This window comes from Rhizobium sp. ZW T2_16 (assembly GCF_044987325.1).
Taxonomy (GTDB): domain Bacteria; phylum Pseudomonadota; class Alphaproteobacteria; order Rhizobiales; family Rhizobiaceae; genus Neorhizobium; species Neorhizobium cellulosilyticum.
On record NZ_JBJDRG010000022.1, the window covers coordinates 1 to 15,305 of the forward strand.

The following is a 15,305-nucleotide window of genomic DNA, read 5'->3' on the forward strand; positions in this document are numbered from 1 at the left end:
TGCCGGCTGTCGAGCACTGGTCCCACAAGGGTCTCAACAATCGAGCGGAAAATTCTCATCTGCCGCTCCGGAAACGGGAACGCACGATGCAGGGTTTCCGATCAGCCGGCAGCTTGCAGCGGTTCATGTCGATCTTCTCGGCGCTCCGAACTCTCTTCGTCACCCCGCATCACAAACGATCCGCCCTGGCCACGCATATTCACCGCACCCGCGCAATAGCGCATTGGAAAGCCGTGACGGGCGCGATTGCCTGATCTCGGAGAGCCGCAGGCGTAGTTCGATCACCGCTCGATAACGTGACAACTCCATTGATCATTATAAATCCTCGCAGCACGACGATCCGATAGCTTTCGTCAACGACCTCTCTGCGCGGCTCCTTTGCCACATCCGTGAGGAGTGCCTGGGCCGCAACTGGGCGGCTTGATGAAGGATTCAGTGTCAAACGGACTAGTGTATCAGCCTGAAAACTGCCTGGTCTCAGGTTCACATCCCCTCAAGAGCGCGTGACCTTGCTTACAGCGTAATCCCAGCCCTTTGGCTCTCAAAACAGAGCGGAAAGGTCGCGCCGACCGTCCACTACTCGTACGATCTCAACTGCATGAAAAGGACCTTCGTCGGAGTCGGGCATTGTCTCGTAAAGTATGACATAGGGGGCTTCGACCAACATCCGGGCGGTACGGAATACCTCCGGGTGACGCTCGCCCAAACGCGGATGCGCGATGAGCATTTCCGCCTTGCGACGAAAATTGGCAAAGTATCGCTCCGCGCTGAGAGGCTGATCGCGACTTATCTCAACGTAAATTTTCTTAATGTCGGCACGCGCCTTCGGCGTCCAGAGAAGCTTAGCGGGCATGAGGAGCGGGAGACTTTACTTCCTGGCGAGCTTCCTCAAGGACTGCATCAAAATCCACTTCGACGGCAGGTCCGCTCGCTTTGCCTTCTTCCCACATCGCACGTAGCTTAGCGATATCGTCGCGCTTCTGCATCCACTTGGCCGACCAGTCACGCATGGCTTCGCGTACAACTTCGCTCCCGCTGGCATACGCGCCGCTATTAACGGCATCGCGCAACAGCTCCGCGTGTTGCGGGGTCATCGAGACGCTTACCTTTTCAACATTGGGCATAGACACCTCCACTTTGTTTGGTAGTAATTATTACCACCAAACATATAGCGCGGCAACTTCCCCGTTACAGCGCACGTCTATCGGCTCGCTTGAGCGTCACTGGGGCAATCCGTCGGATGGAGTCGGAATAGCAGGGATGTAGGTTCACATCCGCTCAAGACCTTGCTAATGACACACGGTCCGCCTGTCTAATCACCGACGAATAACAACAAGTGGCCCGAGACGGGTGACCTTCACACCGAGGACGTTTGTCAGGAATGCAAGCGCATCGTCAGTCGCAGCGACTCTAATTGTTCCGCTGACTCGCCTCTCCGCAAGCAATTGGTCCAGGATGACAATATGACCTTCGAAGTGGCGGTTCATCTCTTCCACGACATGAGATAGCTGAACATTATCGACAGCAATCTGGCCGCGTCTCCAGGCGAGCGACACGAGGCCATCGACTTTCGAGACAATCGTATCCTTCTTTGCGTAGTCGTAAACCGCCTGCTCACCTTGGCTGACGCGTATCGCGCTGGCTTTTCCTCCTTCGAATTCCATCTGAACCGCGTTTTCCGTAACGGTCACCCCAGTGTCCGCGTCGCCGTAGCGAACGTCGAACGCGGTGCCGAGTGCCGTCACGCTGCTCGAACCGGCCACCACCGTGAAGGGCCATTCAGGGGCATGGGCGACCTGGAAGAATGCCTGGCCTCGGAGAAGACGGATTGTACGACGCTTGTCCGTAAAATCCACGGCGATTGCCGATGAGGCGTTAAGCTGCACCTCGGAACCGTCCTCCAATGTGAAGACGGGCATCTCGCTTGCTCCTGCGATCATGTCAGCTTGAAGACGCAACGGTCCATCGAGCGCGAAGAAGGCGCCTGTCGCCAACATTACCACCAGCACCGCAGTGGTGATCGGCTTTGCGACGCTCCGGGGTCTTACTCTGATGTCGGCGAGGGCTGGATCGGACTGGATCGCCTTGCGTGCGTCACCGCCCAACAGGCGTTCGGCCGAACTGTAGGTGCGACAGTTCTCCGGATCGCGATCGAGCCAATCTTCGAAGCGAGCCTTCTCGGCCGGCGATTGACTCGGATCGCCGTTGCGCAAAATCCAGTCGGCCGCTTCGCGGTTGCGCTTCTTCTGAGCGTCGGTCGCTCTCTTGGCCGGCATAGGTATCTCCAGACTTGTACCTTGACCTTAAGACGTTCGACGCCGTCCGTTTGGGACTCTTAGATGAAATCGGGCATGACTGCGAGGCGGTTTTCCGCCCTTAGCGCCTGGATGTCCTGACAGTTCAGAGGAGACGGTCGAGGCAGTGGGCGAAGGCGCGGCGCAGATGGCGATCCACCATGTTCCTGGAGATGTTGAGCCGGGTGCTGATCTGGTCCGGAGTCAGATGATGCAGCCGGTGCAGGACGAAGACGATACGGCGGCGTTCCGGCAGTTCGGCGATCGCCTCCCGCAGGATTGCGATCCTCGCTTCAATTTCCAATGCCTGGTCCGGCGCGGGCCCAGCGCTTGCCACCGAAAGTGCTTGCCGATCTGATCCGGAGAAGAGCCGAGCCTCCCGAGTCTCACGCCGTTGCCGATCGATCCCCAGATTGATGGCGGCGCGGCAAAGAAAGGCCTTGATCGAGCGTTTGTTCTGCAGGACGTCCGGCCTTGCGGCGAGCTTCACATAAAGATCGTGCACCACGTCGCGCGTGGTTGACCAGGGATGCCCATGCCGACGAACAGCGCTGGTGATTTCGTCATAGTGCATTTCCATGGCCCGGTTCAGCAGGTCATTGTCGTCAACACCGTCCCAGACAAGGGGTGATGGGGAAGAGCTCAACATGGGCATACACTTTTCAAACCAACGGTCAGGTTCAGGATCACAAAAGCTGGATTTTGATGTCCAATTGGTTATCGATTCTGAAAAGCCATGCAAGTGCAATAGGTTAGAATTTTTTCTCGAATTTTCGGCAGCTCGAACAAATCAGGACTGAAATACTCACCTTTATGCCTGATTTCGTTGCCCGATTCCAGCTTTCCGGTTTTGCCGGCGGCAGTTGGTGGGGCTGGAGCACGTATCAAAAGGACGGCAGATGTAACATATTGGTAACAGCCGCCGGGCGGGTCATAGCGGAATGCAGAGCGGCGTTCCGGCAACCGGATCGCGGATCACGATCGTCTTCACCTTGAACACATCGGCAATGGTTTCGGCGGAAATAACAGTCTCGGGCATGCCCGCTGCGGTAATCCTGCCGTCTTTCAACATGACGATATGCTCCGCATAGCGCGCCGCCTGATTGATGTCGTGGAGGACTGCAACGACTGTCTTCCCATGTTTGGCGACGAGCCTGGTAATGAGGTTCATCAGTTCGATCTGATGTTCGAGATCGAGGTAGGTCGTCGGCTCATCGAGCAGGATCGCCTCGCCCTGTTGCGCCAGCGTCATGGCAATCCAGGCGCGCTGTCGCTGGCCGCCCGAGAGGCTGTCGAGCGCGCGATCGGAAAGATCGGCCAGGCCCGTCAGCATCAGCGCCTCGTCGCATGCGTCCTGATCCTCCGGCGACCACCGGCCGAATATCGATCGATGCGGATATCGACCCAGCCTCACGAGGTCAGCGACGGTCAGGCCGTCCGGTGCGACAGGTCCCTGCAGCAGGACGCCCACCTTGCGGGCGACGTCACGGGTGGACAGTTCCATCACGTCGCGGCCGTCGAGAAGAATACTGCCGCCCGAGGGTTTCATGAGCGCCGCGAAGGTGCGCAGGATCGTGGATTTGCCGCTTCCGTTCGGCCCGATCAGGGCGGTGAAGCGCCGTTCCGGAATTTCGAGATCGAGCTTTTCGACAATGCGGCGCGGACCGTAGTCGATATCGACGCCCCTGCCGGCGATCTTGACGGGAAATTCCTTATCCACGGCCATTTCGGCGTCCCCAGAGAAGATAGGCAAAGAAGGGCGCACCGACGAGGCCGGTGACGATTCCGGCCGGAAGCTGGACTGGCGGGAGGACGATGCGGCCGAGAAGATCCGCCGCGACGACGAGGCAGGCCCCGACGAGCGCTGCGACCGGGAAGATTCGGGCATGCGACGCGGTGCCGACCAGCCGGCGTGCGATATGCGGTGCGACGAGGCCCACAAAGCCGATGAGACCGGAGACGGCGACGGAAGCGCCCGACAGCACAGTGACCAGCACGATCATCCCGCCGCGTACCCGGTCGACCGGTTGGCCGAGGCTCCTTGCGGAACTGTCACCGAAGCGGATGACGTCCAGTTCGCGCGAAGCCAGAAAGGCGAGCGTGACGGGAATGACGAGCCAGAGCGCCAGCAGCCGGACCTTGGTCATGTTGGCGTCATAGACGCTGCCGGCGAGCCAGATCATTGCCCGCTGCACGTCGCCGATATCGCCGAAGGCGGAGAGGAAGGTCGTGCCAGCGGTTGCGAGCGAGGAAAGACCGATGCCGATCAGGATAATACGCAGCGAGGAAGTGCCGCCGCGCCAGGCGAGGATGTAGACCGCCAGCGCCATGGCGGCGGCCCCAAAAAAGCCCGCCACCTGCAGCAGCACGACCGGCGGATCCCGCATCAGGACGATGACCGCCATGGCGGCCGCCGCCGCGCCGCTGTTGATTCCGAGCACACCCGGTTCCGCCAGCGGATTGCGCATGATGGCGAGCGCGATCGTTCCGGCGGTCGCAAGCGCCACACCGACAAGAAGGGCGAGCAGGGTGCGTGGCAGTCGAAGGTCGAAGACGATCATCGCGCCCTGTGAACCGGTAGCGTCCATGCCGGTCGCAACATGATAGAGTTCCCGCCAGGTTAGAGCGACATCGCCGAAGGCAAGGCTTGCTGCGACGAGGAGGCAGAGCAGAAGCGTAAGGGCGATGACAATACGCATCATGCTTCGGTCTTCAGCCGCGTTCGGGCGAGATAGAGGAAGAAGGGGGCGCCGACGAGTGCGATCGTCACGCCGACCGGAAAGCTCTGGCTTCCGAAGATGATGCGCCCGGCGATGTCTGCGGTCACCACCAGAAATGCACCGGCCAGTGCCGAGAACGGGATGACCCAGCGGTAGTCGACTCCGGCGCACATACGCACGATATGCGGCACGACGAGCCCGACAAAGCCGATCGGCCCGGCAAGCGCCACGGCACTGCCTGCAAGCAGGATGATGATGGCAATCGAGACACCGCGCCAGACGACCGGGTTTTGCCCGAGGGAGCGCGACGCATCCGCCCCGAGGCTGAGCGCCGTGAGATTGCGTCCTAGAAAGAGGGCTGCAACGAGGCCGGTGAGGATGTAGGGCGCGACGGTTCTGGCCTGCGCCATTGTTCGCCCCGTCACCGATCCGGCGGTCCAGAGGCGCACGGCGTCGAGGGTGCTCTGGTCGAAGATCAGGACGGCGGTGGTGAGCGAGGTGAGGAAGGTCGCGACGATGGCCCCCGCCAGCACCAGGCCGAGCGGGGATTGTCCGGTCGTACCGAGCGAGCCCAGAGCATAGACAACGATCGCGGCGGCCGCGGCACCGAGAAAGGCGAACCAAATATAGATATCACCGGTGCTGGAGCCAAACACGGTCATGAGGCAAACGACGGCAAAGGCCGCACCGGCATTGATGCCGAGCAGACCGGGCGAGGCGAGTGGGTTGTTCGTGACCGCCTGCATGATGGCACCGGAAACGGCAAGCGCGCTGCCGGCAAGGAGTGCTGCAATGACGCGGGGCAGGCGGATGGTGGTCACAAGAAGATGGTCGTGCGAGCCGTCGAACTGAAAGATCGCGGCTGCTATGGTTGAAAATGGCATGGTGACCGTGCCGAGGGCGATCGCGCTCATGGCGGCGAGGACCAGCAGGCAGAGAAGGGCCGCCAAGGCAAACCATTGCCCGCCTTCGGCCCGCGTTTTTCGAAGCACTCTTCGGCCTGTCATCGATCCGCCAGGATATAGCGTTCGATGTCGTCGAGGATGCGGTTCGCCGAACCGATGCCGTAAAAGCTCTGCCAGGGGCCGCGATCGACCCGATGGGCGCTCCCGGCCTGAACGGCGGGCAGCAGTTGCCAGAGTGGATTTTCGATGACCTGTCTTTCCAGCGCATCGTCATGCCCGCTTTCGAAACCACTGGCGGAGACATAGAGCAGCACGTCGCCGTCGAGATTGCCGAGCTCTTCCCAGTCCGGTCGCTTGACAATCGTGCCGTCGGTCACGGTTTCATAGGCAGTGCGCTTTACCCCGGCCTCACGCAGCACGGCGAAAGGAGCATAGGCTTCCGGTCCATCAACAAAGACGACAAAGCGGTCGGGCGCAAAACGGACGGTTGAGACGGTGAGGTTCCTGTCCTTCATCCGTTCGCGGATGCCAGCGACGCGGATATCATACTCCCTGAGCGCGGTATTCGCCGCACCCTCACGATCGGTCGCCTCAGAGAGGCGGCCGAGGTATTTCTTCCAATCCATATGCTTGAACAACACCGTCGGCGCGATCTTCGCGGCCTGTTCGTATATCCCCGAGTGGGCTTCGGCAGAGCCGATGATCAGGTCCGGTTTGAGTTCCGCAACGCGTTCGAGGCTCGGCTCCCGGGGATTGCCGAGATCGACCATCTTCTCCGCCTTCACCACAGCGAGCACCTCCGCCGCTGTGATCGCCATATAGGGGGTCGCGATGACCGGCGCCTTGAGTTCGATCAGCATCCCAAGCGTGATCAACGGGTCCAGCGTTACGATGCGTTTCGGCTTCTCCGGAATGCAGATGGGCGCGTTGTAGACCGCTTCGGTTACCGTTTTACCTGTGCAGGCAGCGTGCGCCAGCGAAGCTGCGACGAGGAGCGCGAGGAGAGCGAGACAGAAGCGCAAGACAGTCACCTTTTCGTCGTCGAGGCAGGGGAAGACCGTGGGGCCGATGCCCCACGGCCGACATCATCAGAACTTGGCGCGGACGTTGAGGCCGAAGGAGCGGCGCTTGCCGGCTTGGCCGAAGGGCAGCGAATAATCCGGATCTACGAGCGTGAAGTATTTCTCATCCGTGAGATTTTCCACGAAGGCGGTGACTTCCCAATTGTCCTTCTTGAAGCCCGTCTGCGCGTTGACTATGAAGCGCGGGTCGATCTTGTACATGCCATTCGTGCCGAAGCGCGAATTGTAGCTGGTCGTGTACTTTGCATCCGCCCCGACAAAAATGCCGTTTTCGAATTCATACCGTCCACCGAAAGCCCAGCTCCATTCCGGCGCTTCCGGAAACGACTTGCCGTCCTGCGGCTGGGAGAGAGCCGCATGATTGAACTCGATGAATTTTGTGTTGAGGTACCCGATCGAGGTGAAAACGGTGAACTGGTCGTTGACCTCGAAAGTGGGCTCGATCTCGAAACCCCAAGCCCGCGACGTCGCGGCATTCGAGGTGATGCGGTAGCCAGGGATGGCCGGATCGGGGCGGATCTCGACCTGCTGGTCCTCGTATTTGGTATAGAAGAGATTGGCGTTCAGCGTCAGCCGGTCGTCGAGGAGCCTGCCCTTATAGGAGAGCTCGACATTCTGAGAATACTCCGGATCGTAGGTGCCGAGTGTACCGGTCGCCCGATCAAAGTAAGAGCCGCCAGAGCGGAAGCCTTGCGTATAAGCGAGGCCCACCGTCTGGCTGTCGCCGAACTCCTTCGAAATGCCGAGTTTGGGCACAAAGTTCAGTTCGCTAAGTGACGACGTCTCGCCGGTGAGAACTGCGGCGGGGTCTATGAGGCCGAAATAGTTCTTCTGAAGATCTCTGTCTTTCAGATAGTCCAGACGGCCGCCGAGCGTCGCGAACCAGGTCGGCGCGAATTCATAGGTCGCTTCGCCGAACACAGCGAAGTTCGAGGTTCTCCGGCGTTGCGTATCGCTCTGCTGGTAGAGGTCGAACGCCACGATATCGGTTGCGCCGTCCCAGACTTCATAGCTCCCATAGACGCCCGCGACCGCTTTCCAGGGACCGTCTTCATAGTTCAGGCGAAACTCCTGAGTGAAGATGGAATTGTCGTCTTCGCCGGTGATGCCGTTGATCACGCCGGCGGTGCCATAATCGATCGACCGACGATTGTTGATGCCGAAGCTGTAGCCGGTCTGCGAGGTGAATAGCAGAGTGTCGGAAATGTCGTGCGTGATCTCGAGCCCGAGATTGTGGACCTCGGTCCAGCGATATTCGGTGTAGGTAACAGGCGCATTGTTGAAGTCGCCGCGGCCTGAATAGAGGCCGACAAGTGCGTCGTTCGGTCGGTCTTTCGAATAGGAGTAGCTGAGCAGCGCCCGCGTATCCGGCATTTCCGACGGCGTGATCAATATCTTCGCCCGCAGGGTGCCGCTGATATCGGTGATCAGATCGTCGTGGTTATCGAAATTGCTGAAATCGGAGTAGCTGGGTTGAGCCCGGAAACGCTCGAAAGCGCCGGAGATACGCAGCGCGATCTGGTCCTCGACGAGCGGCGTGTTGACCATGAATGCGGTGCCGACAAGATGATCGGTGCCAACGGTAGCGGAGATTTCGGCCTCCTTCTCGAAAGTCGGGTCCTTTGACTTGAGGTAGACAGCGCCGACCATGGCCGCGCGGCCGGACAGTGTCGATTGCGGGCCGCGATAGACCTCGACCTGTGCCATGTCCCAGAGATTACGCGCGCCGAAACGAGCGTTGTAGCGGGTCTGCAGGATGCCATCGACATACACCGAACCAGCCGGCCCTCCGGATGGAACGAGACCCTCGGAACTCATGCCGCGAATGACGAAGCCCGCATTGACCGTGGCGCTGTCCAGCACGTTCGCCATGCGGCGGTAGGTGTCCTGTGTGGTGCGGATCTGGCTATCTGCCAAGGTTTTGGAATTCAGGACCGCAACGCTGCTGGTCGTGCCGCCAAGCGTCGTTGCATTGCGCGCGCCGTAGATGGTGATCGGTTCCAGCGTCGTACCATCATCGGAAATCGCGCCGGACGTTCCCGTGGAAGCCTGCAATGTCACCTGATTGCTACCAGCAAACCGCGCATCGACGCCGGTACCGGCAAGCAAAGTCCTCAATGCCTGTTGCGGCGCAAGCGTACCGCTCACGCCCTGGGTCATCTTTCCGTCGGTGATCGAGGCATCGAATAGAATCTGGAGTCCAGTCTGAGCCGCAAGGCTGTTCAATGCCCCTGTCAGTGAACCTGCCGGCACTGTGATCGACTGTGCGGCCACCTGCGCACGAGCCTCTTTCATCATCATTGGCGCGACAGGAAACAAGGCCCCCAGCGTGGTTCCCGCCAGGAATGCGGCCTTGATACCTGCCCGCGCCCTGCGCGAAGCGGAAGTAAACTTGTTCATTCAAACCCCCATCAGCACGGCGTTTGAGGCACCGCGGTCCACCACATGAAGCGATCGTTCAATCTGCTACTGGGGTAGACGCTCGGCATTCCGGATTTGGGACTCTCAGATGCGAAATTTTTAAAGATCCGATTCAGATGACGCCCAGATGCCGGCGCATCGCGAGGCGCAGCTCCTTATCCCGGGCAATCGGGGCCTTGAGAACGCAAGTCGGGCAAAGTTCTCCATCTTTAACCAGATAATATCGGCAGCATCCGCCGCGCTGTCGGAAGGTGTAGGAAAAAGCCTCATCTTGTTTATCGAGGACGGTGAGGTCGAAGTAGTGAAGCTGGCGATTGTTGAGCGGCGATCCTGGCATCTTGAGGATGTGCATTGCGGCCGTCTTTATCGCCTCAACTTCACTAAACTGACGCCCGAACTCAAGGAACTGACCGGCGATGGCATCGGCAGCGAGCCTCCAAAGCGCGGCCTTGGAGAGTGTGGTGCGGGCGTGAAGCACCGAGACAACAGGACGCAAATGCCGTTCGGTTTCGCATCGAAACCGCTCATTGTCAGCGGCATCACTCAACTGGCCGTGCCAGAAGGTTTCTGTCAGGAAACGGACATGCGCGCGCTTTGAGCGATGGACATGTCGCTCATGTGGTTCCTCAAGAGTATAGAAGGAAAGGGCGACAGAGCTTGGTGCAAGATCAGCCACGAGCCCAAATCCGGCAAATAGTGGGACTGTAGCCGCCGCAAGGATGTAGCCATAGTCCGTCATCAGCAACGCCCCGGCGGTCCGCAGGTCAGTGCCATCATTCAATGACTGCTCAAAGGCAAGAAATTCGTCGATCGCTTTCTCATCGGAAAAGAAGGCCTCTGCTGTCGTCCACCCTTCGCCTGGCGTGCCGATGCTCGTGCAGACATGCGGCGCATAGGCGATCTGCGTGTCGAGCGCGCGCTGGATAAATGCCTTTTCGGTGCGCAGCGTTTTGGATTCACTCGTCATCGCCAAGCTATGGACAAAGGTGGTTGGCGATCGAAACAAGCCACAGTGCCACCTGAGCTTCAGGTCTGCTCGGCGCCAGGCGACTTGCCAAATTTGGCGACTCAAACGCCCCGGCCGCATAGTCGATGTACATAAGTTCTCTCCTCTCGCGTCCTGCTGAGCGAGGCAGGTTTTGGCATCGCTCTTCTTGATGTGAGACGATTAAACGGACGAGTTTGGGATCACGGCACACATATTTTTCGCGCCGCCTTCGGTGCTTATCGGTACCTTTGATCAGCAAATCGATCGTTCATCGTGCAAAAGTAGGTGCCGCTGTTCGATACCCTTCAAGAGCACCAATATGGACGACGCTAAAGGTGCCCATAGCGAGCTACCCATCTTGGCCGCAGGCAGATGAGGCTGCATCTAGAACGAGATGGCTACACTTAAGAGTCTCTATTGCCTTACTATCAGTAAGCTTGGTCGGAACTTCGCATCTACAGCGCCTGCGGGAAGCTGAAGCGTCCGCCCGCATAAACGAGGCTTCGCGAGGCGGGCTCATGCATGATGGCCTCGACCCGGCCGACAAGGACGGCGTGGGTCGGAGAATCATACTCGCATTCCAGCCGGCAATCGAAGGCCGCGAGTGCATCGTGCAGCACCGGAGCTCCAGTTGCCAGTGTTCCCCAGGTGCCCAACTCGAAACGCTCGGGACCGTAGATTTTGGTCATTCCGGCGAACCGTTCTGCAAGTGCCGACTGGGCTTCGGCCAGAAAATTTGCCGTGAAGCAGCCATTTGCACGAATATAAGGTAATACCGCGCTCTTCGAATTGACGCAGGCGATGATCATCGGCGGCTGGTCGCTCAACGAGCAGACTGCCGATGCGGTCATGCCGTGACGCGCGTCCCCCGCGCCGGTGGTGATCACCGTCACCGGCGTCGCGACGATCCGCATCGCGGCCCGAAAGGCCTGCGCATCGACACCGGGAATCATCTCGCTCAGGGTGGCAGCGTTCGGGACCAACCCTTCTGTAAGGGGCGCAGAAGCAGTCATATTTCCGTCCTCGACTGGTTTGGGGCCGTAGCAGGCGATATGTCCGCCTCTAGGCATCGTTATTTTCCGCCCGACCGCGTGGTGTCGCCGCCGTTCAGCCATTGCAGGATTGCCAGCAGATGGTCACGCATCGCCTCTTCGGCCTCGGCTGCCCGCCGGCCACGGATGGCGTCGACGATCATCTCGTGGTGGCGCCAGCCGGTTTCGTTGGTATAGGCTGGCAGGCGTGTGCGGATCGTCTCGTCATAGGTCAGTTCCATGACCTGCTCCAGCAGGTAGCCTGCCAGGATGTTGTGGCTGGCAATGGCGATCGCGCGGTGAAAGATGTTGTCATGTCCGCGGTCGAACACCGCCGGTTCCGATTTCGCATGCGCCGCCACGATATCCTCGATCTCGGTCTGGGTGCCACGGATCGCCGCAAGGCGTGCGATCTCCGGCTCCATCAGGAGCCGGACTTCCCACAATTCCGCCGGGCTGGTTTTGCTGGCGATATTGGCCCTAGTGGCAATCGACTTACCGGCGCTGCGGATCTGTCTTTTCGATGTAGGGCTGGCTTTCAGTCGGCTTTCGGGGATCCGGTTATCATCCCGAAGCGCCGACAGCGCCTTGCGCAGGAGATGACGGCTGACGCCGATCTGCTCCGCCAACTGCCGTTCAGGCGGAACCGTGCCATCCTCGGCCATGTCGAGAACGGCGCGGGTGACCCCCTCGATAGAATTAAGCGAAATCTTCATGGCGGTATCTGCGCTCATGGGCTCCTCCGGAATTTCATATATGCGGCTCGCTTTGTTGGTTCGCGACCTTCCTGGCTTGTGTCGGGCACAGGTTGCCGAGTTTTAAAACCGTTACCGGTAGCTTCCATCCTGCAGCCCTGAACCAGATATATGGTTGAGGCAACCAAATGTCCATAGCTGATATTGGTTGCGTTTGGTTGGCGAATAATTTCCTGGTTTTGTGCCCATAAAATAACCAGGAAGATTTCTGCTTAAAAAATTTTCACCACGGATTCCTCCAAAAAAAATGTGATAAATCAGTGTGATACTCTGATATGCTTTCACAATAGCGCTCTTCTTGTCGTGAAATTATTCTGCGTCTGCGAAAATTTCCGCTTGCCACGCGTACAACCAAAGCCTAGCTTTCGAGAAACGATAGAACATCGGTTGCGAATTGGTTGTCGCAACCAAGATGTCGACGGGGTTAGACCAAAACAGTTACGAATTGCCGGCCGCGTTCATGCCGCCGAATATCACGACATGTCCCGATCCGGGCCTCCGGAGCGGCAGGATACCTGTGTGCCAATCGTTCCGGAGCGCTTCTCGCGTGGCCGGACCAGGCTGAAGAGACGGAAGCCAGACAGATGAACACGATGACAAAAATCATGCCGAAACATGCGCTGAAGACCGGTGAGGAATTCAAGGCCTCGCTGGATGATGGACGCCAGCTCTGGGTCAACGGACAGAAGCTGGACAAGGTCACCGACGAACCGGCACTGGCCGCCGGCATCGATCTGATGGCATCGATGTTCGACGACCAGTTCACGCCAGAATACGCCGATGCGACCACAGTGCTGGACCGCAAGACCGGTCTGATGACCACCCGCTCATGGCAGGTTCCGGAAACGATGGAAGACCTCATCGGTCGCCGCCAGATGATGGAATACACGTCTCGCAAGACCGTCGGTACCTTTGGCCGTCCGCCGGATCTCGGTCCGACGCTTGCCGTCGGCATTCTCGCGCATCTGCACCTCTTCAAGGACTTCAAGTCGGCGTTTCCTGAATGCCAGCCCGACTTCATCGAGAACGTTCAGCGTTATGTCGAATTCGGTCGTCTGAACTCGATCACCTGCGCCGAAAGCCTCACCGGCCCGCAGAACGACCGATCGTCGCCGCTCGCCCAGGCCGCCTCACTTCTGCGCGTCAAGCGGGTAGAGAAGGACGGCGTCTATATCTCCGGCGCCAAGTCGGTCGGCTCGATCGCAGCCCAGACCAACGAAATCTTCTTCTCCAACCTCGCCTATCCCGGTACGCCGGCGGAAGCCGCCGTCTGGGGTTCGGTGCCGATCAATTCAGACGGCATCAAGCTGGTCAGCCGCGAAATGCTGTCCAACCCGGGCGCCGATCCCTTCGACCATCCGCTCAACCACAAGGGCGAGGAAGCCGACCAGCTGGTCATCTTCAAGAATGTGTTCGTTCCCAAGGAGCGGATCTTCAATCTCGGCAACGAGCATGTCTCAGCCATCTCGGGCAAGGCGACGCTTTTTGCCCATTATCACGTGCTGACCCGCCTCAAGGTGAAGTCGGAAGTCTTCGTCGCCTGCGCCAAGCTGGTGACGGAAGTGCTCGGCACCGGCCAGATCCCCGGCGTTCGCGGCATGCTGGCCGAGATCATCGAATATAACCGCACGCTCGAAGCCTTCATCGTCGCGGCCGAAGCCAATGCGGAGATCAACGAAAGCGGTGTGATGTGCCCCGATGTGATGATGATCACGACCGGCCGTCTCTATGCGATCCGCAACTACCCGCACATCATCCATGTGCTGCAGGAAATGTGCGGCCAGGGCCTGGTGATGCGCTTCGGCAAGGCCGCTTTCGAAAATCCCGATATTGGCCCCGATCTTGCAGAGTTGCTGCCGGGCAAGGGCGTGACCGGCATGCAGAAGGAAAAGCTGATGAATTTCATCTGGGATCTGACCTGCTCGTCGCTCGCCGGCCGCGTGGCGCTGTTCGAAAACGTCAATGCCAGCCCGGCCCCGCGCATGCGCGAGCGTCTGGTCGCCGAATTCGATACCGCCGCGATGGTGGCGGATCTCAAGAAGATTGCCGCGCTGGATTGAGGATGTCCGACCAATGACTACGCAACATGAAATGGTGAAATTATTCACCGAACAGCTGAAGCTCTGCGCACTGAAGCCAGAAGAAACGATCATCATCCTTGGCGAGCACGATATCCGTGCCGATTACGCCGAGGCCTTCATGATTGCTGCGCGTGATCTCGGAGCGACGCCGTTCCAGATCACGGTCCCGTTGCGCGAACGCCGCTCTGCTCGCCAGACCACCGGCAAGACGGCGATTGCCGGCAACCGGCCGGTGATCGAGGCCCTGAAGAAGGCTGACATCATCATCGACGTGATGGGTACGCTGTTTTCGCCCGAACAGGACGAGATCTGCGCAGCCGGCGCCCGCATGCTGTTCGTCCGCGAACCCTTCGACGTTCTAGCCCAGAATTTTCCGAATACCGACCTGCGCCGCCGCATCGAGTTCGGCGAACAGCTGCTCGGCAAGGCGAAGACCCTTCGCATCTGGTCGGAAGCCGGCACCGACGCGACCTACGAGCTGGGCGGTTACCGGGTGATGACCCAGTATGGTTATACAGACACGCCTGGCCGCTGGGACCATATGGCAACCGGCCAGGTGCTGAGCCAGGCGACTGACGGCAAGGTCAACGGCACGGTCATGGTTATGCCCGGCGACACCGTCACTGCCTTCCAGCGGATGATCGAAAGCCCGGTCAAGCTGACCATCAAGGACGGCTTCGTCACCGATATCGAAGGTGACGGCATGGATGCGCCGCTGCTGCGCGACTACATGGAAAGCTTCAACGACCCGCGCGCCTACGCGATCAGCCATATCGGCTGGGGTCTTCTGAACACCGCGACCTGGTTCCACCGGGCGATCACCCGCACCCGTACCCAGGAAATCAGCGTCAACTCGCTGAGCTATTACGGCAACGTGCTGTTCTCGACCGGCCCGAATACGGAGCTCGGCGGCACCAACGATACCATGTGCCACATGGATATCCCGCTGCGCAAAAGCTCGCTGTCGCTGGATGGTGTGACGATCGTCGACAAGGGTCGCGTCGTGATCCCGGAAATGGCCGTCTGAA

At 59.4% G+C, this 15,305-nt stretch carries 15 protein-coding genes; 3 read left to right on the forward strand and 12 right to left on the reverse strand.

The window, feature by feature from the left end; all coding sequences use genetic code 11:
* On the forward strand, positions 1–254 hold a 254-nt coding region (locus tag ACI3K0_RS26670; RefSeq protein ID WP_404946564.1), incomplete at its 5' end, for a DDE-type integrase/transposase/recombinase.
* A gap of 287 nt (positions 255–541) precedes the next feature.
* On the opposite strand, the gene ACI3K0_RS26675 is transcribed toward ACI3K0_RS26670, so the two are convergent.
* The 12 genes from ACI3K0_RS26675 to ACI3K0_RS26730 form a co-directional block, all read right to left on the reverse strand.
* Positions 542–853, reverse strand: coding sequence for a type II toxin-antitoxin system RelE/ParE family toxin (locus ACI3K0_RS26675; protein WP_404946565.1), 312 nt, complete (start codon positions 851–853; stop codon positions 542–544).
* On the reverse strand, positions 843–1,124 hold the full coding sequence (locus tag ACI3K0_RS26680) for a type II toxin-antitoxin system ParD family antitoxin (RefSeq protein WP_112507570.1): 282 nt from the start codon (positions 1,122–1,124) through the stop codon (positions 843–845). Before ACI3K0_RS26680 ends, ACI3K0_RS26675 begins: the two co-directional genes overlap by 11 nt.
* 192 nt (positions 1,125–1,316) lie before the next feature.
* Positions 1,317–2,276 carry a FecR family protein gene (locus tag ACI3K0_RS26685; protein WP_404946566.1) on the reverse strand — a complete coding sequence of 320 codons (960 nt, stop codon included), beginning with the start codon at positions 2,274–2,276 and terminating at the stop codon, positions 1,317–1,319.
* Between the two features lie 124 nt (positions 2,277–2,400).
* Complete coding sequence (locus ACI3K0_RS26690; RefSeq protein WP_404946567.1) at positions 2,401–2,943, reverse strand: RNA polymerase sigma factor; 543 nt, start codon at positions 2,941–2,943, stop codon at positions 2,401–2,403.
* A 282-nt stretch (positions 2,944–3,225) separates the two neighbouring features.
* Entirely contained in the window at positions 3,226–4,020 is a 795-nt protein-coding gene (locus tag ACI3K0_RS26695; RefSeq protein WP_404946568.1) for an ABC transporter ATP-binding protein, read from the reverse strand.
* Positions 4,007–4,996, reverse strand: a complete 990-nt coding sequence (locus tag ACI3K0_RS26700; RefSeq protein ID WP_404946569.1) for a FecCD family ABC transporter permease — start codon at positions 4,994–4,996, stop codon at positions 4,007–4,009. Before ACI3K0_RS26700 ends, ACI3K0_RS26695 begins: the two co-directional genes overlap by 14 nt.
* Complete coding sequence (locus ACI3K0_RS26705) at positions 4,993–6,021, reverse strand: FecCD family ABC transporter permease (RefSeq protein WP_404946570.1); 1,029 nt, start codon at positions 6,019–6,021, stop codon at positions 4,993–4,995. The genes ACI3K0_RS26700 and ACI3K0_RS26705 overlap by 4 nt, the downstream gene beginning before the upstream one ends.
* Positions 6,018–6,950 (reverse strand): iron-siderophore ABC transporter substrate-binding protein, encoded by a 933-nt coding sequence (locus ACI3K0_RS26710; RefSeq protein ID WP_404946571.1) that lies wholly within the window; start codon positions 6,948–6,950, stop codon positions 6,018–6,020. The genes ACI3K0_RS26705 and ACI3K0_RS26710 overlap by 4 nt, the downstream gene beginning before the upstream one ends.
* A 57-nt stretch (positions 6,951–7,007) precedes the next feature.
* Positions 7,008–9,401: a TonB-dependent receptor domain-containing protein gene (locus tag ACI3K0_RS26715; RefSeq protein ID WP_404946572.1), complete on the reverse strand. Its 2,394-nt coding sequence runs from the start codon at positions 9,399–9,401 to the stop codon at positions 7,008–7,010.
* A 133-nt stretch (positions 9,402–9,534) separates the two neighbouring features.
* Positions 9,535–10,389 carry a (2Fe-2S)-binding protein gene (locus ACI3K0_RS26720; protein WP_404946573.1) on the reverse strand — a complete coding sequence of 285 codons (855 nt, stop codon included), beginning with the start codon at positions 10,387–10,389 and terminating at the stop codon, positions 9,535–9,537.
* A 476-nt stretch (positions 10,390–10,865) separates the two neighbouring features.
* Positions 10,866–11,423 (reverse strand): flavin reductase family protein, encoded by a 558-nt coding sequence (locus ACI3K0_RS26725; RefSeq protein ID WP_404946574.1) that lies wholly within the window; start codon positions 11,421–11,423, stop codon positions 10,866–10,868.
* A 59-nt stretch (positions 11,424–11,482) separates the two neighbouring features.
* Positions 11,483–12,175 (reverse strand): FadR/GntR family transcriptional regulator, encoded by a 693-nt coding sequence (locus tag ACI3K0_RS26730; RefSeq protein WP_404946575.1) that lies wholly within the window; start codon positions 12,173–12,175, stop codon positions 11,483–11,485.
* Positions 12,176–12,780: 605 nt separating this feature from the next.
* On the opposite strand from ACI3K0_RS26730, the gene ACI3K0_RS26735 reads away from it, so the two are divergent.
* Positions 12,781–14,256: a 4-hydroxyphenylacetate 3-hydroxylase N-terminal domain-containing protein gene (locus ACI3K0_RS26735; protein ID WP_404946576.1), complete on the forward strand. Its 1,476-nt coding sequence runs from the start codon at positions 12,781–12,783 to the stop codon at positions 14,254–14,256.
* Between the two features lie 13 nt (positions 14,257–14,269).
* Positions 14,270–15,304 (forward strand): leucyl aminopeptidase, encoded by a 1,035-nt coding sequence (locus ACI3K0_RS26740; RefSeq protein ID WP_404946577.1) that lies wholly within the window; start codon positions 14,270–14,272, stop codon positions 15,302–15,304.
* The last annotated feature ends 1 nt before the right edge of the window (position 15,305 follow it).